At 63.3% G+C, this 16,649-nt stretch carries 17 protein-coding genes; 7 read left to right on the forward strand and 10 right to left on the reverse strand.

From position 1 onward, the window contains the following. Positions 1-38 precede the first annotated feature (38 nt). Positions 39-833 carry an SDR family oxidoreductase gene (locus C8J98_RS13225; RefSeq protein WP_107913654.1) on the reverse strand — a complete coding sequence of 265 codons (795 nt, stop codon included), beginning with the start codon at positions 831-833 and terminating at the stop codon, positions 39-41. A 79-nt stretch (positions 834-912) separates the two neighbouring features. Here C8J98_RS13225 and C8J98_RS13230 point away from each other — a divergent pair, with 79 nt between their 5' ends. Next, positions 913-1,353: a helix-turn-helix domain-containing protein gene (locus C8J98_RS13230; protein WP_107913655.1), complete on the forward strand. Its 441-nt coding sequence runs from the start codon at positions 913-915 to the stop codon at positions 1,351-1,353. Positions 1,354-1,371: 18 nt separating this feature from the next. Here the strand turns inward: C8J98_RS13230 and C8J98_RS13235 are convergent, their stop codons facing one another. Both C8J98_RS13235 and C8J98_RS13240 read right to left on the reverse strand, forming a co-directional pair. Continuing rightward, positions 1,372-2,553, reverse strand: coding sequence for an MBL fold metallo-hydrolase (locus C8J98_RS13235; RefSeq protein ID WP_199229911.1), 1,182 nt, complete (start codon positions 2,551-2,553; stop codon positions 1,372-1,374). Positions 2,554-2,787: 234 nt separating this feature from the next. Continuing rightward, a complete protein-coding gene (locus C8J98_RS13240) occupies positions 2,788-3,837 on the reverse strand; it encodes an NAD(P)-dependent alcohol dehydrogenase (protein WP_107913656.1) in 1,050 nt (349 codons plus the stop codon). A 113-nt stretch (positions 3,838-3,950) separates the two neighbouring features. Here C8J98_RS13240 and C8J98_RS13245 point away from each other — a divergent pair, with 113 nt between their 5' ends. The 4 genes from C8J98_RS13245 to C8J98_RS13260 all read left to right on the forward strand — a co-directional run bounded on the left by C8J98_RS13245 (position 3,951) and on the right by C8J98_RS13260 (position 7,737). Continuing rightward, a complete protein-coding gene (locus C8J98_RS13245; protein WP_107913657.1) occupies positions 3,951-4,847 on the forward strand; it encodes a LysR family transcriptional regulator in 897 nt (298 codons plus the stop codon). 98 nt (positions 4,848-4,945) lie between these two features. Next, on the forward strand, positions 4,946-6,172 hold the full coding sequence (locus C8J98_RS13250) for an MFS transporter (protein WP_107913658.1): 1,227 nt from the start codon (positions 4,946-4,948) through the stop codon (positions 6,170-6,172). A gap of 27 nt (positions 6,173-6,199) precedes the next feature. Next, the gene (locus tag C8J98_RS13255) at positions 6,200-6,718 is read left to right on the forward strand and encodes a GNAT family N-acetyltransferase (RefSeq protein ID WP_233260228.1); all 519 of its coding nucleotides are present in this window, start codon (positions 6,200-6,202) and stop codon (positions 6,716-6,718) included. 110 nt (positions 6,719-6,828) lie between these two features. Beyond that, positions 6,829-7,737 carry a LysR family transcriptional regulator gene (locus C8J98_RS13260; RefSeq protein WP_107913659.1) on the forward strand — a complete coding sequence of 303 codons (909 nt, stop codon included), beginning with the start codon at positions 6,829-6,831 and terminating at the stop codon, positions 7,735-7,737. A gap of 17 nt (positions 7,738-7,754) precedes the next feature. Here the strand turns inward: C8J98_RS13260 and C8J98_RS13265 are convergent, their stop codons facing one another. The 3 genes from C8J98_RS13265 to C8J98_RS13275 form a co-directional block, all read right to left on the reverse strand. Continuing rightward, a complete protein-coding gene (locus tag C8J98_RS13265; protein WP_107913660.1) occupies positions 7,755-8,513 on the reverse strand; it encodes an SDR family NAD(P)-dependent oxidoreductase in 759 nt (252 codons plus the stop codon). Between the two features lie 217 nt (positions 8,514-8,730). Next, a complete protein-coding gene (locus tag C8J98_RS13270) occupies positions 8,731-9,378 on the reverse strand; it encodes a glutathione S-transferase (protein WP_107913661.1) in 648 nt (215 codons plus the stop codon). A gap of 31 nt (positions 9,379-9,409) precedes the next feature. Next, positions 9,410-10,168: an SDR family oxidoreductase gene (locus C8J98_RS13275; RefSeq protein ID WP_199229912.1), complete on the reverse strand. Its 759-nt coding sequence runs from the start codon at positions 10,166-10,168 to the stop codon at positions 9,410-9,412. 154 nt (positions 10,169-10,322) lie between these two features. On the opposite strand from C8J98_RS13275, the gene C8J98_RS13280 reads away from it, so the two are divergent. Then, positions 10,323-11,213, forward strand: a complete 891-nt coding sequence (locus C8J98_RS13280; RefSeq protein ID WP_107913662.1) for a LysR family transcriptional regulator — start codon at positions 10,323-10,325, stop codon at positions 11,211-11,213. Between the two features lie 94 nt (positions 11,214-11,307). Here C8J98_RS13280 and mnmE read toward each other — a convergent pair whose 3' ends face one another. From mnmE to rpmH, 4 genes are all read right to left on the reverse strand, one after another. Further along, the gene (mnmE, locus tag C8J98_RS13285; protein WP_107913663.1) at positions 11,308-12,651 is read right to left on the reverse strand and encodes a tRNA uridine-5-carboxymethylaminomethyl(34) synthesis GTPase MnmE; all 1,344 of its coding nucleotides are present in this window, start codon (positions 12,649-12,651) and stop codon (positions 11,308-11,310) included. A gap of 55 nt (positions 12,652-12,706) precedes the next feature. Next, positions 12,707-14,401 (reverse strand): membrane protein insertase YidC, encoded by a 1,695-nt coding sequence (gene yidC / locus C8J98_RS13290; protein ID WP_107913664.1) that lies wholly within the window; start codon positions 14,399-14,401, stop codon positions 12,707-12,709. A gap of 73 nt (positions 14,402-14,474) precedes the next feature. Further along, positions 14,475-14,855, reverse strand: a complete 381-nt coding sequence (gene rnpA, locus C8J98_RS13295; RefSeq protein WP_233260229.1) for a ribonuclease P protein component — start codon at positions 14,853-14,855, stop codon at positions 14,475-14,477. 14 nt (positions 14,856-14,869) lie between these two features. Next, positions 14,870-15,004, reverse strand: a complete 135-nt coding sequence (rpmH, locus tag C8J98_RS13300) for a 50S ribosomal protein L34 (RefSeq protein WP_007082494.1) — start codon at positions 15,002-15,004, stop codon at positions 14,870-14,872. Between the two features lie 189 nt (positions 15,005-15,193). Between rpmH and dnaA the strand changes: the two genes are divergently transcribed. Then, the gene (dnaA, locus tag C8J98_RS13305) at positions 15,194-16,543 is read left to right on the forward strand and encodes a chromosomal replication initiator protein DnaA (protein ID WP_107913665.1); all 1,350 of its coding nucleotides are present in this window, start codon (positions 15,194-15,196) and stop codon (positions 16,541-16,543) included. Positions 16,544-16,649: the final 106 nt, after the last annotated feature.

A 16,649-nucleotide genomic window follows, 5' to 3' on the forward strand; every position in this document is an offset into this window, starting at 1 on the left:
CTGTTGAAGCAGCTCCGGCCGGCCATCGACGCTAGCCGTTACACGCGGTAGCGGGGAGCGACTTCCTTGCGCGACAGGTTCGGGCCCATCGCGATGCGTGCAGCCTCGTAGGCCAGGTACTGGCCTTCGTCCGCAAGCGGCGGAATGGTGACCACTTCGCCACGGTCATAGCCGAGCAGACCCGCGTCGACCAGATCGGCCGTTTCCATGACCATGCCCGGCAGCAGGACGTCGACGTCCTTGCCCGACTTCTCCCAGATTTCGGAGCGGGTAGCACCCGGCAACACGGCCTGGGCGCGCACGTTCGTGCCCTTCAGCTGCGAAGCGAGGCCGAGTGTGATGTTGACCACATGGGCCTTCGAGCCGCTGTAGATGCCGTCGAACAGGTCCGGCACAAACGCCAGAACGGAAGCGATATTGATGATGCCGCCCTTGTCACGGGCCTTGAACACCTTGGCAGCCACGGCGGAAAGGACCGTCGGCGCGGTGATATTGATCGCGATCAGCTGCTCGATCGCGGCCGTGTCGTTATCAAGGATGCTGCCCTCGAGCGAAATACCGGCGTTGTTCACCAGCAGGGTGATCGAAGCGTCGTCCTTGAGGCGCTTTTCGACCAGGGCGACATCCGCCTTCTGGGTCAGGTCGGCCTTGAGGGCTTCGACCTTACGGCCGGTCTTCTCGCCGATCGACTTCACCAGGGCTTCCAGGCGGTCGAGACGGCGGGCAACCAGGATCAGGTCGTAGCCGCGGGCGGCGAGGCGCTCCGCGTAGACCTGGCCGATGCCCGAGGAAGCGCCCGTCACGATGGCCGTGCCTTTGTTTTCAGTGCTCATGGTGTCTCTCCGGATGGGTTAGTTGCAAAAGGATAGTAACTAGGTTGCCATACGATAGTGACATCGCTATCATAATGCAATGGACATCGACAAACTTTCTTCAGGCACCTGCGCCATCTCCCGCGGCCTCGCCTTCGTGGGCGATACCTGGAGCGTGCTTATCCTTCGGGATGCCAGCCGGGGCATGAGCCAGTTCGACCAGTTCCGGACCAGTCTCGGCATTGCGCCGAACATCCTGTCGCGTCGATTGAAGGCCCTGACCGAGGCCGGCGTCCTGGAAAAGCGCCGCTACAGCGAGCGCCCACCTCGCGATGAGTACGTGCTGACACAGGCAGGGCGGGACTTCATTCCGATCATGGCGGCCATCGGCGAGTGGGGCCGCACCTACAACGGAGGCGGCCCGGCGATGAGTCATCTGGCCAGTGATGAGACGGGTGAGCCGATCAAAGCGATGGTGGTCGACCAGTGCACCGGTAAACCGCTAGGTGAGACGCCGATGCATCTGGTGATGCCGGGCTGACTCGTCGGGCGTCGCCACTCACGGGCAGGTGGGCAGCTCGAATTTCTGCGTCGGGTCGCCATGGGTCGAAGCGATGATCGGCTTCTCCCGCGCCGTAGCTACACGTTGCCCGGGCCACCAACGAGGGACCACCGGACGCGTCGTGGGTTCCACCGCCTGCCCGGGTTTCGGCACGAGTACGTCGGCGTGGCTGCATTTCGCCGCGGCCAGAATGCGCTCCGGCGGTTCGGTCCACGCGTGATGCGCGAGCTTGATCAGACCCCAGTGCACGGGGATGAGCACCTTGCCGCGAACTTCCTCGTGCACCTTCATCGCCTGCTCGGGGCCGAGGTGCCAGTCCGGCCACTGGGCGTCGTACTGGCCTGCTTCGATAAGGCTGACGTCGAAGGGTCCGTACTTCGTGCCGACGTCGGCGAAGGTGTCGTTGAATCCGGTGTCGCCGGAATAGAACACGCGGTGCTCCTTTCCGATCAACGCGTAACCTGTCCATAGCGTGACATCGCTTCGTGCCGAAAGGCGGCCCGAGGCGTGACGCGAAGGTGTCGATGCGATCGTCAGGTTGCCGACCGTGGTTTCCTGCCACCAGTCGAGTTCGGTGATGCGCTCGGCGGGTATGCCCCATCCAAGCAGGTGGGAAGCGACGCCAAGCGGCACGATGAAGCGCACGCCTCGCGCGTTGAACGCCTGGATGGAAGCGCGATCGAGGTGATCGTAGTGGTCGTGCGAAATGATGACCGCATCGACATGCGGAAGATGGTCGATCGGAACCGGCGGTTCGTACCAGCGCTTCGGGCCCAACCAGGAGAACGGCGAAGCCCGCTCGCTCCACAGCGGGTCGACGACGATGTTCGTGCCATCGATCTCGAGCAGCATGGATGAATGGCCGAACCAGGTGACGCGCAGGCCTGATGAAGGCGGTGTCTTGTAAAGCGCGGACGAGTCCATTGTCGGCACGGGTGCGTCGGGCTCTTCGCCGGGCGCCGACTTCAGCATCTGCAACACGCCGCCTTTGACGTTGGTGTACATGGGCAACGGGTTTTCGAACTTGCCGTTATGCCACTCGGGCGACTTCGCGTCGCGCGCCGTTTGCGCGGCGTCGGGGAGCGTGCCGATGTTCGGCCATGCGCTGATCGCGACGAACGCGAGGAAGGCCGCGATTAGCGCGAGCAGGATGAGGGCGTAGCGGAGGAATCGCTTCAAACGGTGTCCTTTCGAGAGCATCCGCCTTCAAGAGCATCGCCGGCGAAGCCGGCTCCCACAGATCAAGAGCATCGCCGGCGAAGCCGGCTCCCACAGGGTTACCGCAACCTTGTGGGTCACAGCAACCTTGTGGGTCACAGCAACCTTGTGGGTCACAGCAACCTTGTGGGTCACAGCAACCTTGTGGGTCACAGCAACCTTGTGGGAGCCGGCTATGCCGGCGATGGGGTTACCTCACGCCGGCATGGTCGCCATGTCGATCACGAAGCGATAGCGCACATCGTTCTTCGCCAGGCGCACATAGGTCTCGTTGATCGATGCCATGTCGACGACTTCGATATCCGAAACGATGTTGTGCTCGGCGCAGAAATCCATCATCTCCTGGGTCTCGGCCATGCCGCCGATGGCCGAACCGGCGATCGAGCGACGCGGGAGCATCAGGCTGCCGCCGACCACGCCGTCGAGCGGGGTGAGCGCACCGACCAGCACCATCGTGCCGTCCAGCTTAAGCAGGTTGGTGTAAGGATTGATGTCGTGGGACACCGGCACCGTGTTGAGCAGGAAGTCGAAGCTGGCACCGGCGGCCTTCATCGCTTCCGCATCGGTGGACAGCAGCACGGCGTCGGCGCCCAGGCGCTTGGCATCTTCACCCTTCGAGGCCGAGGTGGTGATCATGGTGACGTGCGCACCCATCGCCTTGGCGAACTTCACACCCATGTGGCCGAGACCGCCGAGGCCGATCACGCCGACCTTCTGGCCCTTGCCGACCTTCCAGTGACGCAATGGCGAGTACGTGGTGATGCCGGCGCAGAGCAGCGGGGCGGTGGCCTTGAGGTCGAGCTTCTCGGAGATCTTCACCACGAAGCGCTCTTCGGTGACGATCTCGGTGGAGTAGCCACCCTGGGTCGCCGTTTTCTTGTCCTGCTCGGTGCCGTTGTAGGTGAAGCTGGTGTGGGTCAGGCAGTACTGCTCGAGGTCCTGCTTGCACGATTCACAGGTACGGCAGGAGTCGACCATGCAGCCCACCCCGGCGAAGTCGCCGACCTTGAACTTCTTCACGGCCGAACCGACGGCAACGACGCGGCCGACGATCTCGTGGCCCGGGACCATCGGGAAGGTGGAGTTGCCCCAGTCACCCTTGGCCTGGTGCAGGTCGGAATGGCAGACGCCGCTGTAGAGGATCTCGATGCGAACGTCGTGCTCACCCGGCTCACGGCGCTGGAAGGTGAACGGGACGAGGGGGGTCGTTGCGCTTTTGGCGGCAAATCCGCGGACGTCGATCATGGCAGTCATCCTTATCGTTGAGAGTTTGATCGGTAGTCCACAACAATACGTCCGCTGGAATGGCGCCGCCAGCGGAGATTCCGGGATGAGCTGTTGAGATATCCTTCACAATTATGCGACCCGATAACCTTTCCCATCTCGCCGCCTTCGCCTCCGTGGCGCGCCACGCCAGCTTCCGCAAGGCCGGCGCCGAGCTCACGCTGTCCACCTCGGCGATCAGCTATGCCATCCGCGGTCTCGAAGAGCGACTCGGGGTGATGCTTTTCCATCGGACCACCCGCAGCGTCTCTCTGACCGAAGCCGGCCAACGGTTGCTTGAACGGCTGGAGCCTGCCTTGCGCGACGTCGGTGACGCGCTGGAGGAGATGAACGAGTTTCGCGCGGCCCCGTCCGGCACGCTCAGGATCAACATGCCGCGGATCACGGCGCAGCTGATCCTGCCGCCGCTGTTGCCACGGTTCCTGGCGGCGTATCCGGACGTGCGCTTCGAGGCGGTGGACAACGATGGCCTCATCGATATCGTGGCGTCGGGGTTCGATGCCGGGATCCGCTTCCTCGAGCAGGTGCCCGAGGACATGATCGCCGTGCCGCTTGGCGGCCCACGCCGGAGCGTCTGCGTCGCCACGCCGGAGTACCTCGCCGCGCATGGCACCCCGTTGCACCCCAACGATCTGGTGCGTCACGAGTGCATCCGATTTCGTTTCCCGAGTGGCCGTATCTATAAGTGGGAGTTCGAGCAGGCCGGCCGCAAGCTGGACGTCGATGTGCCGGGCCGGCTGACCTTCGCGGACTTCCGGCTGTCCCTGGACCTGGCGCTGACCGGTGTGGGCCTGACCTTCGTGCTCGAGGATCAGGTCACCCAGTTCATCGAGGACGGCCGGCTGGTTCGCGTACTCGAGGACTGGTGCCCGTCGTATCCCGGTTTCATGCTGTATTACCCGCGGCAGCGAAGGGTGACCTCCGCCCTGCGCGCCTTTATCGATCTCATCCGCGATGACGGGGTGGGGTGAGGCACTTCTGAGACGCCCTTGGTGCAAGCGCATGCAAGGGGTATCCTAGGCATATGCTGCGGCGCACCACGCGCCGGGCCCCCACGTCCCGAGTCCCCATGTCTGCTTCCGCACCCGCCCTCGATCCGGGTACCCCGCCCGTCCGCGCGCCGCACGTTGGCCTGGTCATCCTCGCGCTCGCCGTCGGTGGTTTCGCCATCGGGACGACCGAGTTCGCCTCGATGAGCATGCTTCCCCTGTTCGCACAGGGCCTGGGCATCGATGCGCCAACCGCCGGTCACACCATCAGCGCGTATGCGCTTGGCGTCGTGGTCGGCGCGCCGGTGATGACCGTGCTCGGCGCGCGCGTGCCGCGGCGCCGGTTGCTGCTGATCCTCATGACCATGTTCACCGTGTTCAACGGCCTGACCGGGCTGTCGCCGAACTACCACTGGATGCTGGTCTTCCGTTTCCTCGCCGGATTGCCGCATGGGGCGTACTTCGGCGTAGCCGCGCTGGTCGCGTCTTCACTGGTGCCTGCGAACCGGCGCACGCGCGCGGTAGGTCAGATGTTCCTCGGGCTCACCGTCGCGACCGTCGTCGGCGTGCCGCTGGCCAGCTGGCTGGGCCAGGCGGTCGGTTGGCGCTGGGCCTTCGCCTTGGTCGCCGTACTCGGCGTGCTGACGATGACCGCCGTCGCGCTCTTCGCGCCGAACACGCCGTCCGATGCAAAGGCCAGCCCGCTGCGCGAACTCAGTGCCCTGAAGCGTTCGCAGGTCTGGTACACGCTCGCCATCGGTGCGATCGGTTTCGGCGGCATGTTCGCGGTCTATACGTACCTGGCGGACATCCTGATCAACGTGACGAAGATGCCGCTGTCCTCGGTGCCCTGGGTGATGGGTGTCTTCGGCGTTGGCATGACCATCGGCAATATGGTCGTTCCCGTCTTTGCCGACCGCGCACTCATGCGCACGGCCGGCGTCCTGCTGGTGTGGAGCATGGTGCTCCTTGCCATCTTCCCATTCACTACCGGCAACATCTGGCTGCTCAGCCTTGACGTGTTCTGCATCGGCATCGGTGGTGCCCTGGGTACCGTGCTGCAGACACGCCTGATGGATGTCGCGGGTGATGCGCAGGGCCTTGCCGCGTCGCTCAATCATTCCGCCTTCAACACGGCGAACGCGCTGGGCCCGTTCCTCGGCGGCCTGGCCATCGCAGGCGGCTACGGCTGGACATCGCCCGGCTGGGTCGGCAGCTTGTTGGCACTGGCGGGTCTGGGTATCTGGGCGGCGTCGGTCGCCGCCGAGAAGCGGACGATCTCCGAAGCGGCCGCCGAGCCCTGCTGACCGTCACCGCGTGCCGTTGGAGATTCGATGACCAGCTTTCAACTTCGCGTGGCGACCGCCGACCACGCGGCGACGCTCGCTCAGGTGATGGAACGAACGTTCCGCGCCACCTTCGGCGAGTCCACCGCCGAAGATCATATGGCCGAGCATTGCCGGAACAGTTACCGCGAAGCGATCCAGCGCGCGGAAGTCGTCGATCCGGACATCACGACCTTGCTCTGTACCGACGGCAAGTCGATCGCCGGCTTCGCGCAAGTACGTTCCGGCAAACGTCCGGCCTGCGTCCCGGGATCAAGGGCGGTAGAGCTCCATCGTATCTACGTCGATGCGCCCTGGCATGGAAAGGGCGTCGCGACGCTGCTCATGGATGCTGCGCTGGACGACGCTACGAAGCGTGGCGCGGATGGCGTATGGCTCGGCGTCTGGGAGAACAACCCGCGAGCCCTTCGCTTCTATGCAAAATTCGGTTTCGTCGAAGTGGGTGAGCATATTTTCCATGTCGGCAGCGACGCCCAGCGCGACCTGCTCATGTACCGGGCGCTGTAACCGCGAAGCCAGGCCCGAACAGGGACAGACTGGTGACTGACCGCCAGCGATCGGATTCCGCTATCTTCGATGCAGGCGAGACCTCAATCCGCGGGGTTCGGGATTCCGGCATGAGAGACATCTTCGCGCTCAAGCTCTACACGCGTGTCGCCAGGCTCGGCAGCTTCTCTGCCGCAGCGCGCGAGTGCGGGCTATCGCAGTCGCAGGCCTCGCGGATCATCGCAGACCTTGAATCGGACCTCGGGGTACGCCTGCTTTCAAGGACGACGCGTGCCGTGGTCCCGACGGAGACCGGTTCGGAATTTCTCGCGCGTATGGAGCCGATCCTGCTCGCGCTCGACGACGCCGAGCACAGTGTGCGCGACGGCGGTGACCTTCGCGGCCTCATACGCATGAGCATGTCACTGAGCATCGCCATACGCGAGATCATTCCGCGTCTTGCATCGTTTTCGACCAGGTACCCCAACGTGGAACTCCAGCTCTTGCTCGAGGACCGCCGTCAGGATCTCGTTCGCGACGCCGTGGATGTCGCGATTCGTGTCGGGTCGAAGCCAGACGCGAGCGGCACGATCAAGCAGCTGGCCGTGATTCCGAGGGTGATCATCGCGTCGCCTGCGTACCTCGCGATAGCGGGAACGCCCACCTCTCCCGATGACCTCGTCAGCCATCGCATTGTTTCCGGACCCGCGTCGATGGTGCCCAAGGGTTGGCGGTTCGAGCGCGACGATGACGTCAGGACGATCGAGCTCGGTTCGCACTTCAGCACCAACGAGAGCGAAGGTGCGGTCGCTGCCGTTGTTTCCGGCATGGGCATAACGTCGACGACAGGTTGGGCATGTCGGCGCGAGCTCGCCGATGGCTCACTGGTTCAGCTGCTCACCGACTGGCGCACCGAGGAAATTCCCGTCTTTGCGTACTTTCCGCTCGGACGGGCGACGCGCGCCGCAGCGCGCGCCGTCGTCGATCATCTGATGGCGGAGTTGGCCATCGATGCCGGTCTTGGCCGCCTGCCCTACTGACGGGCGGCCTTCCGTTATCAACCGCCGCCGAAGATGCTCGATACCTGCGTATTGAAGCCGTCGACGAGCCCGTGCTCTGCGGGACCCGCGTTGTTGCGAAGGGGCCGTGCACCTTCAACCAGGATCTCGTTTGCGTCCGTCTCCAGTACGGCCATGGTCTGGGCAATGAACTCATCGAGCGGCATGGCAAGCTCAGCTTCCTGACTATTCATCAGTTCCGTGCGAACCCACGGCGGAGCGATCTCGAGCACTTTGACGCCGTCTTCGCGGAGCAGGAAGCGCTGCGAAAGAACGTAGGAGTGCAGCGCGGCCTTGGTAGCGGAATAGACGGCCGTGAAAGCGAGTGGCACGAAAGCAAGCACCGAGCTGTTGTAGATCACCGTCGCATCGGGCTGTTTCTTAAGATGGTCGATGAGGGCCGAAGTCAGGCGCAGCGGACCCATCAGGTTGGTGGTAATCGTCGAGACCATCTGCGCATCGTCCAGCCGGCCGACCGCACGGTCGAGTTCCATGATGCCCGCGTTGTTGATCAGCACGTTGAGTGTCGGGAACTCCGCAATAAGCTGCTTTGCGACCCGCTCGATGTCGGCGACATCAGAGACGTCGAGCTGTACGGCGCTCATGCCCGGGTTCGCGGCGACGACGGTATCGAGATGGCCACGACGACGTCCGCCGATGATGACCTTGTTGCCCTTGGCGTGAAGTGCTTCGGCAAGGCCGCGACCGATGCCCGAACCGCCGCCCGTGATGAAGATGGTATTGCCGCTGATTTTCATGGTGTGTCCTCGGTCAGTTGGCCGCCGCCCCGTTAGTCGGGGCCAGCGGCGCGTTTCGTTGAACACAAGTTAGCGATGACCAGCCAGCCGCAGTAGCCGTTCATTTCCGCTTTGACTTATGTGGGCCCCACATCAATCGGGGGCCCACTCCCTACAAAGACCGGCTGCTGCCGTAACCTGCTCCTTGTAGGAGCCGATTCATCGGCGAAGCTCTCCCTCAAGCCCCCGCACTCACCCGACCACTCACTTCCGCATACCAGCGCTTCGTCGCAACGTGACCTTCCGGCACCGGCATATCGATCGCCTTCGTCGCAAAGTCCACCGTCACCAGTGCCGTGATGTCCGCGACCGAATACCGGTCGCCGGCGACAAAGCCCACTTCCGACAACCGCACTTCAAGATCACTGTAGAAGTTCGCCACGCGCTGCTTGCTTCGATCCACCAGTGCGGGAATCTGCTCGTAATCATGTGGACCAGCGATTGCACGACCCTGCAGACCGGGAAGCACATTGCGAATGGCCTCCATCACCGATGCAAAGCCTTCGAGTTCGACCCGCCGCTCCCACATGGTGATGAGCGCCTTCTCCTTCGCGTTCGTACCGAACAAGGGATGCTGCGGAAATGCGTCTTCGAGGTAACGCTGGATGGCCGGCACTTCTCCGATCGAGGTGCCGTCACCCAGTACCAGGGTCGGCACCACGCGGCGCGGATTGATCGCCCGGTAGGCCTCTGCGTGCTGCTCGCCCTTGCCGAGATCGACCGCGACAGTAGGGATGGTCAGGTTCTTCTCGGCGATGAAGATGCGCACGCGGCGCGAGTTCGGCGAACCGCCGGACTGGTAGAGCTTGAGTGATTCAGTAGTCATGGGTTTTCTTCTAGACGGGAGATCGGGACGATCAAAGTTTCGAGCCACCATCGACGTGCAGCGTTTCACCGGTCACCCAGCGCGATGCGTCGGAGGCGAGGAAGGCGATTGCGTCCGCGATGTCCTGGGCGGTGGCCATGCGCTTCAGCGCCTGGATGCTCAGCGTGAAGTCACGACCTTCGTCGCTCTTGGCGAAGCTCGACATATCGGTGGGAACCACGCCCGGCGCAACGGCGTTGACGCGAATGCCGCGGTCGCCCAGTGCCGACGCAAAGTGCTTCACAAGCGTGTCGATGGCGCCCTTGGTCGCGGAGTAAGCCGACAACGTGCCGACGGCGGACTTGGCGGCGAGCGACGAAAGCAGGACGACACTACTGTCCTTGCACATCACCGGAAGGAGCTGCTGCACGAGGAAGTAGGGGGCGCGAACATTCACGGCGAAGAGGTCGTCGAAGTTCTCGACGGTGGTGTCCTCGATCGTCGCGGAGACGGCGATACCGGCATTAGCGACCAGGACGTCGAGTCGGCCACCAATGATCTCGCGCACCTTGGCGGCGAGTTCGTGCGGCCCTTGCGCGGCACGGAGGTCCGCACCGACTTTCTCTGCCTTGCCGCCCGCCTGGCGAATTTCGTCCACGACAGCCTGGGCCTCCTGTTCGCCGCGGCTGAAGTGCACGAGCACCTGTGCACCTGCCTTGGCGAGAGCCAGCGCGCTGGCCTTGCCGATACCACGCGAAGCACCGGTCACCAGGGCGGTCTTGCCGGTCAGATTGAAGATTTGGTTGCTCATGATGTATTCCTCAGAGATATGGCTAGCGAATGGATCGGGCTTGCCGGCGGGATGGCAATTGGCTCTCCCGGAGGCTTGGTGGACAATCTAGGCCGCTCTGGCGCGTCTGAAAAAGACTTTGTAAGCTGGTACGCATACCTCTGAGGCATGGCCCATGGAACTTCGGCACCTGCGCTACCTGATCGCGGTCGCTGAAACAGGCAGCCTCACGGAGGCCGCCGAGAAGCGCCTGCATACGTCGCAACCCTCGCTCAGCCGGCAGATACGTGATCTGGAGGATCAGGTCGGCGTCGCGTTGCTCACGCGTAGCGCGCGAGGCGTCGTCCTCACCGAGGCAGGAAGGGCATTCATCGATCACGCGCGACTGGCATTGAGCCAGGTGGATGCGGCCGTCGAAGCTGCGCGTCGGGCAGCGTTACCTTCAAAGCGGCGGTTCGCGCTTGGCTTCCTCACCGGCCTCGAGATGAAGTGGCTGCCTCGTGCGATGCAGTTGCTACACCAGGACATGTCGACCGTCGATGTCACGGTATCGAGTGACTACTCGCCGGATCTTGCAGATGCCGTCGCACGCGGCCGACTCGATCTCGCCTTCATGCGAGCCGAGCCGGATTACGATCTCGAGTATCGCGTTATCGGTCAGGAGGAGTTGGTGATGCTCATGCCGAGCGATCACAAGCTGACGAAACGGAAGATGGTCGAGCCGAAGGACATGATCGGCGAGCCATATGTCGCGATGGCGAACAAGGCGAAGGTGCTTCGCGGGGTTATCGATCATTACCTTGAGCGATCGGGTGTTGCGATCGAACCGACGCAAGGTGTCGACAATCCTGCCATGGTGATGTCGCTCGTTGCGTCAACGCGCGGGCTGGCGTTGATCCCCGCGTACATCCAGGACCTGATGCCCTGGTCGGTGACCAGTCGGCCGCTGAAGAATCCGCCGATGCTGGATCTCGTTGTGGGGTATAGCAGGAGCAATACGTCGCCCATCCTCGAGGAATTTCTTTCTCGCCTGGACAAATTCGTACCCGATGCGACGTCGCTTTAGGCCGTTGCCGATATCGAGCTCCCTTCGCGAGATCCCATGCGCGAGCCACCTGGCTTCGATATGTGATCGTTCTGGACACTAACGGCTCAGTTCGCTATTTCCCGATACAGAACGAACTGAAGATAGCTCCGAGAAGATCATCCGATGAGTACGTCCCGGTGATCTCACCCAACGCTTGCTGCGCCTGACGCAGTTCTTCCGCAGCAAGCTCTCCGGCATGGGAGCCATGCAACGCATTCGCCGTACGTGACAGGTGTTCGTGAACGACCTCGAGCGCCACAACATGCCGGCGACGTGCGCTGAACGCACCGTCGCCCGCCCCGGCGGTCGCGAGGTCCTTCAACATGGCGCGTAGCGCGTCCAGGCCATCGCCGGTCAGCGCGGACAACCACAACATGTCGTGGCCGTCGTGCGATTCCCGGTGTGCCGACGCGTGCGCGAGGTCGATTTTGTTTACTACCACGATGCGCGCGGCATGTACCGGTGTCCCCTCGAAGAACGCGAGGTCGGAATTGGCGTGCTCGGCATCGGTCACAAGAAGGGCCACATCGCAGCGCTCTAGCTGCGCGCGTGCGCGCCGAATACCCTCGCGCTCGACGACGTCAACAGAATCACGAAGACCTGCGGTATCAGCCAGTTCGAGTGTCACGCCATCGATGCTGATCGACTCACGCAAAACGTCGCGCGTCGTGCCGGCGATGTCCGTAACGATGGCACGCTCCTGGCCCGCAAGCGCATTCATCAGACTCGACTTTCCAGTGTTCGGACGACCGATGATCGCCACTGTGATGCCGTCATTCAGGCGAACGCCACGACGCGTTTCCACGAGCAGGGCATCGAGGTCCGTTCGCAGTGACGCGAGCTGTTCACCGATGACGGGATCAGCGAGGAAGTCGATCTCTTCTTCGGGAAAGTCGATGGCCGCTTCAATATGCACGCGCAGCGCGATCATCTCCGCGAGTAGTTCGTCGACGCGCGCCGAGAACACGCCTTCCATCGAACGTAATGCTGCGCGCGCACTCGCTTCCGATGTCGCAGCGACCACGTCGGCTACGGCTTCCGCCTGCGCGAGATCGAGCTTCCCATTGAGAAACGCGCGCTCGGTAAATTCGCCCGGCCGTGCAAGCCGCGCACCCAGCTGGATGCAACGGCGAAGCAGGGCGTCGAGAAGTACCGCACTCCCATGCCCCTGCAACTCGAGAACATGCTCGCCGGTATAAGAGGCCGGACCAGGAAAGTGCAGCAGAATCCCGCGATCGATCAACTCACGATGGCCGTCGCGAAACGCAGCGAAGTGCGCATGGCGCGGCACCGGCTCTCGACCGAGGAACGCCTTGGCGATTTCAGGAACCAAAGGCCCGGAAACACGAACGGCGCCGACGCCAGCCGCGCCGGCGCCGGTAGCGATGGCCGCGATGGTGTCGTCGCCGTGAGTCATGCCTTCCGTACCTTCGATAGCGAAGCGGCGCGTCTTTCGACGCGCCGCTCGGGGGTTATGCGGTCTTGGCCTTGATCTCGGCCCGGTCGACGCTACGGTTGATGTACCACTGCTGGAGCAGGCTGGTCGCACCGTTGATCGTCCAGTAGAGCACGAGGCCCGAGGGGAAGAAGGCGAAGAAGACACCGAAGATCAACGGCATCACCTTCATCATCTTGGCCTGGGTCGGGTCCATGCCGGCCGTCGGCATCATGCGCTGGGTGAGCAGGGTGACGATGAAGTACAACACCGGCAACACGTAGAAGGGATCCGGCGCGGACAGATCGTGGATCCAGCCGAAGAACGGCGCATGGCGCAGCTCGATGGATTCCGACAGCACGCGAAGCAGGCCGATGAAGATCGGGAAGGTGATCAGGATGGGCAGGCAGCCCGCCATCGGATTCACCTTCTCCTTCTTGTACAGCTCCATCATCGCCTGCTGCATCTTCACGCGATCGTCGCCGTAACGCTCCTTGAGCGCGGCGACGCGCGGCTGCAGCTTGCGCATGCGTGCGCCCGAACGGAACTGCGCATCGGTGAGCTTGTACAGCGCGGCCTTGATCAGCAGCACGAGCAGGATGATCGCGACGCCCCAGTTACCGCTGATTGCGTGAAGCTGCGAGAGCAACCAGTGCAGCGGCTGGGCGATGATCGTGAACCAGCCGTAGTTGGCGGTCAGTTCCAGGCCCGGTGCGATGACGTCGAGCGTTCCCTGCAGCTTCGGACCGATATAAAGACGCGCGACGCTGTCAGCCGACTGACCCGGAGCGACCTGGATCGCCGGGCCGAAAGCGCGCACGAGGTAACGCGGCGTCGCGGAGTTCGGATCGACGATGTTGCTGCTATAGGTCACCGCTTCGTTCGCCGGCGGAATCCAGGCGACGAAGAAGTAATGCTGCAGCATGCTCACCCAGCCACCGGTGATCTGGCGGTTGAGCGGCTTCTTGCCGAACTCAACGAAGGGCAGCGACTCGAACTTGCTTTCCGGGCTATACCAGGCGGCCCCGAAGAAACTGTGCTGCGCCGGGTCGGTATAGGCCTTGAACCAGTTGACCTTCTCGGCCGGCACCCGCTGTAGCTGATGGTAAGCGTTACCGTTCCACACGGCCGTCGAGCCGTTCTCGATGCGCTGGTCGAGGTCGACCACGTAGTCGGTGCGCTTGAGCGTGTAACGCTTGATCACCTTCACGCCGGACGGATCCGTCCAGCTCAGGTCGACGCTGACCGATTTCTGGCCGTCGGCGAGGACGTTCTCGGTCTTCTCCGCGTGGAACAGCGCGCGGTGGTCCGGCGCGGCGCCCGTATTGCTGACCAGACCGTCCTGGGCAGCGAAGAAATGCGCGCCGTCGTCGTCGAGCAGGCGGACCGGCGGCGACGTCGGATTCTTCTTGGTTTCCGGCTCAGTCGGGTAGGCGAGCAGTTCCGAGCGGACGATGCTGCCGCCGCGGGTGTCGATGGTCAGGCGGAGCAGGTCATTGGACAGCGTGACCAACTCGGCCTTGCCGTCTGCGGGAGCGCCGGATTCGTTCGGGACGCCAGCCGGGCTGGTCGCGCCGGGAACGGCGGCATCGGCGCCGGGCTGTCCAGCCGTGGTCTGGCCGGTAGGCGCAGGAGGAGCCGGCGGAGTGACGTAGTCCTTCTCCCACTCGGTCCACAAGAGATACGCCACGAACATGAGCGCGAAGAAGAGGAGCGTGCGCGTTTGATTCATTGCAGGGCCAGATCCGGATGACGCCTTGGCCTGATGTTGGCCAGGAAAGGCGGGGACGACGGTGAGAAGAAGGTCAACGCGCGATTGTGCCGTCGGCGCCTTCGCGCTTCAACGGCCGGACCTTGCGCAGGAGCATGTCGAGCTCGGCCAATAAGGCTTCGCCGGTCTCTTTGACCGCGCTGTCGCGTGCCATGACCAGGATGTCGACATGGGGTAGGGCGATGCGCGCGCGGCGAAATGCCTCACGTGCCAGGCGCTTGATCCGGTTACGGTCGACCGCGCGCTTGGAACAGCGCTTGGAGATGGCCAGGCCAAGCCTTGCCGTGTCGACGTCGTTGTTTCCGAAGCGCAAAAGAAAACAGCGGCCGCCGAGGCGTCCGCTGACTGTTCGCAAGGCTGCGAAGTCGGCGGCGCGGCGGAGCCGCGCTTCGCGCGGCATGGCTGCGGCACGCACGACAGGCGAACCGATTACGGGATCAGGCGCTTGCGACCCTTCGCGCGGCGGGCATTGATGATCTTGCGACCATCGGCCGTCGCCATGCGGGCGCGGAAGCCGTGGGTGCGGGCGCGCTTGAGCTTGCTGGGCTGGAAAGTCCGCTTCATGACTCTTAATCCGGGTGAAGAATGAATATGGCCGGAAAGTATGGCCGACATTCCGCTGAGGTGTCAACCGCTTGGCCGCGCAACAACAGCGGAGGCCCGGCCAGGCGAACCCCGAGGTGGGGGCGGAACGCTGGTAGACTTCGTCGTCCACCCCGCGCGCAAGCGCCCCTTCTGTGGCAAGAATACCCGATGAGTGATCTTTGGAGGCGCTGTCTCGAGCGTCTTGAAGGCGAATTGAGCGCCGAGGACGTCCAGACCTGGCTGATGCCGTTGCAGGCCAGGGAAGACGCCAGTGGGCTGCATCTCTTCGCCCCGAATCCGTACTCGCTGGACACCGTCCGCGACGAATACCTGAAACAGATCCAGACGATCTCCGAGCACCTGCTCGGACACCCCGTGCCCGTGAGCCTGGAAGTCGGCTCGTCCGCTGGCAGGCCCGCGCCCCAGCGGCCCGTGGCGTCGTCTCCGGCCGCGGCGCCCCCGCGCCCTGCCCGTGAGGCCGCGCCCGAAGCGCCCCACGTGCACAACCTGGATCCGCACTACACCTTCGATACCTTCGTCGAAGGCAAGTCGAACCAGCTCGGCAAGGCCGCGGCCATGCAGGTGGCGATGAACCCGGGTCGGGCCTACAACCCATTGCTGTTGTACGGCGGCACCGGTCTGGGTAAGACGCATCTCATGCATGCGGCCGGCAACCTGCTTATGCAGAACAATCCGGATGCCAAGGTGCTCTACCTGCGTTCGGAGCAGTTCGTCAGCGGCATGGTGAAAGCGTTGCAGCAGAAGAACATGGACGAGTTCAAGCGTCGCTTCCGAACGGTGGATGCGCTGCTGATCGACGACATCCAGTTCTTCGCCGGCAAGGACACCACGCAGGAAGAGTTCTTCCATACGTTCAACGCGCTGTTCGAAGCGAAGCAGCAGATCATCCTTACCTGCGATCGCTATCCGAAGGAGCTCGACAAGCTCGAGCCACGCCTGAAGTCGCGCCTGGGCTGGGGTTTGTCCGTGGCGATCGAGCCGCCGGACTTCGAGACGCGCGCGGCGATCCTTCTTTCCAAGGCCGCCGACAAGGGCATGGAAGTGTCCGAGGATGTCGCGATGCTGCTGGCCAAGCGCATCCGCTCCAACGTGCGCGACCTCGAGGGCGCGCTCAACACGTTGGCGGCTCGCGCCAACTTCTACCGCAAGCCGATTACGACGGACTTCGCGGAAGAGACCCTGCGCGACCTGCTCAACACGCATGCGCAGGCAGTCACTGTCCCGAACATCCAGAAGATGGTCGCCGACTATTACCAGGTGCGCCTGTCCGACCTGCTCTCCAAACGCCGTGTGCGCTCCCTGGCGCGTCCCCGGCAGGTAGCCATGGCGCTGTCCAAGGAACTGACCGACCACAGCCTCCCGGAGATCGGTGAAGCGTTTGGTGGCCGCGACCATACGACGGTGCTCCATGCCTGCCGCACCATCCGTGGTTTCTGTGAGAAAGACGTTCGTATGCGGCAGGACTGGGAACAGCTCATCCGTATATTGACGGGCTGAGAACCTGTGGATAATAGGTGGATGGACAGAGGATGGTTTTGACCCTTGAAGTTATCCACAAGCTGCACACATGGCACCGCCTGTTGGGCACAGTCGATATCAAACG

The organism is Luteibacter sp. OK325 (assembly GCF_003050935.1).
GTDB lineage: Bacteria > Pseudomonadota > Gammaproteobacteria > Xanthomonadales > Rhodanobacteraceae > Luteibacter.

What these genes read in the sequence shown, in the direction of transcription:
- C8J98_RS13275 (WP_199229912.1), bottom strand. Translation starts at nt 10,168, where the DNA reads ATGAGCAACCAAATCTTCAATCTGACCGGCAAGACCGCCCTGGTGACC.
- mnmE (WP_107913663.1), bottom strand. Translation starts at nt 12,651, where the DNA reads ATGACTCACGGCGACGACACCATCGCGGCCATCGCTACCGGCGCCGGC.
- C8J98_RS13240 (WP_107913656.1), bottom strand. Translation starts at nt 3,837, where the DNA reads ATGATCGACGTCCGCGGATTTGCCGCCAAAAGCGCAACGACCCCCCTC.
- C8J98_RS13265 (WP_107913660.1), bottom strand. Translation starts at nt 8,513, where the DNA reads ATGAAAATCAGCGGCAATACCATCTTCATCACGGGCGGCGGTTCGGGC.
- C8J98_RS13255 (WP_233260228.1), top strand. Translation starts at nt 6,200, where the DNA reads ATGACCAGCTTTCAACTTCGCGTGGCGACCGCCGACCACGCGGCGACG.
- C8J98_RS13230 (WP_107913655.1), top strand. Translation starts at nt 913, where the DNA reads ATGGACATCGACAAACTTTCTTCAGGCACCTGCGCCATCTCCCGCGGC.
- C8J98_RS13280 (WP_107913662.1), top strand. Translation starts at nt 10,323, where the DNA reads ATGGAACTTCGGCACCTGCGCTACCTGATCGCGGTCGCTGAAACAGGC.
- C8J98_RS13225 (WP_107913654.1), bottom strand. Translation starts at nt 833, where the DNA reads ATGAGCACTGAAAACAAAGGCACGGCCATCGTGACGGGCGCTTCCTCG.
- C8J98_RS13245 (WP_107913657.1), top strand. Translation starts at nt 3,951, where the DNA reads ATGCGACCCGATAACCTTTCCCATCTCGCCGCCTTCGCCTCCGTGGCG.
- C8J98_RS13270 (WP_107913661.1), bottom strand. Translation starts at nt 9,378, where the DNA reads ATGACTACTGAATCACTCAAGCTCTACCAGTCCGGCGGTTCGCCGAAC.
- C8J98_RS13260 (WP_107913659.1), top strand. Translation starts at nt 6,829, where the DNA reads ATGAGAGACATCTTCGCGCTCAAGCTCTACACGCGTGTCGCCAGGCTC.
- rpmH (WP_007082494.1), bottom strand. Translation starts at nt 15,004, where the DNA reads ATGAAGCGGACTTTCCAGCCCAGCAAGCTCAAGCGCGCCCGCACCCAC.
- C8J98_RS13250 (WP_107913658.1), top strand. Translation starts at nt 4,946, where the DNA reads ATGTCTGCTTCCGCACCCGCCCTCGATCCGGGTACCCCGCCCGTCCGC.
- yidC (WP_107913664.1), bottom strand. Translation starts at nt 14,401, where the DNA reads ATGAATCAAACGCGCACGCTCCTCTTCTTCGCGCTCATGTTCGTGGCG.
- dnaA (WP_107913665.1), top strand. Translation starts at nt 15,194, where the DNA reads ATGAGTGATCTTTGGAGGCGCTGTCTCGAGCGTCTTGAAGGCGAATTG.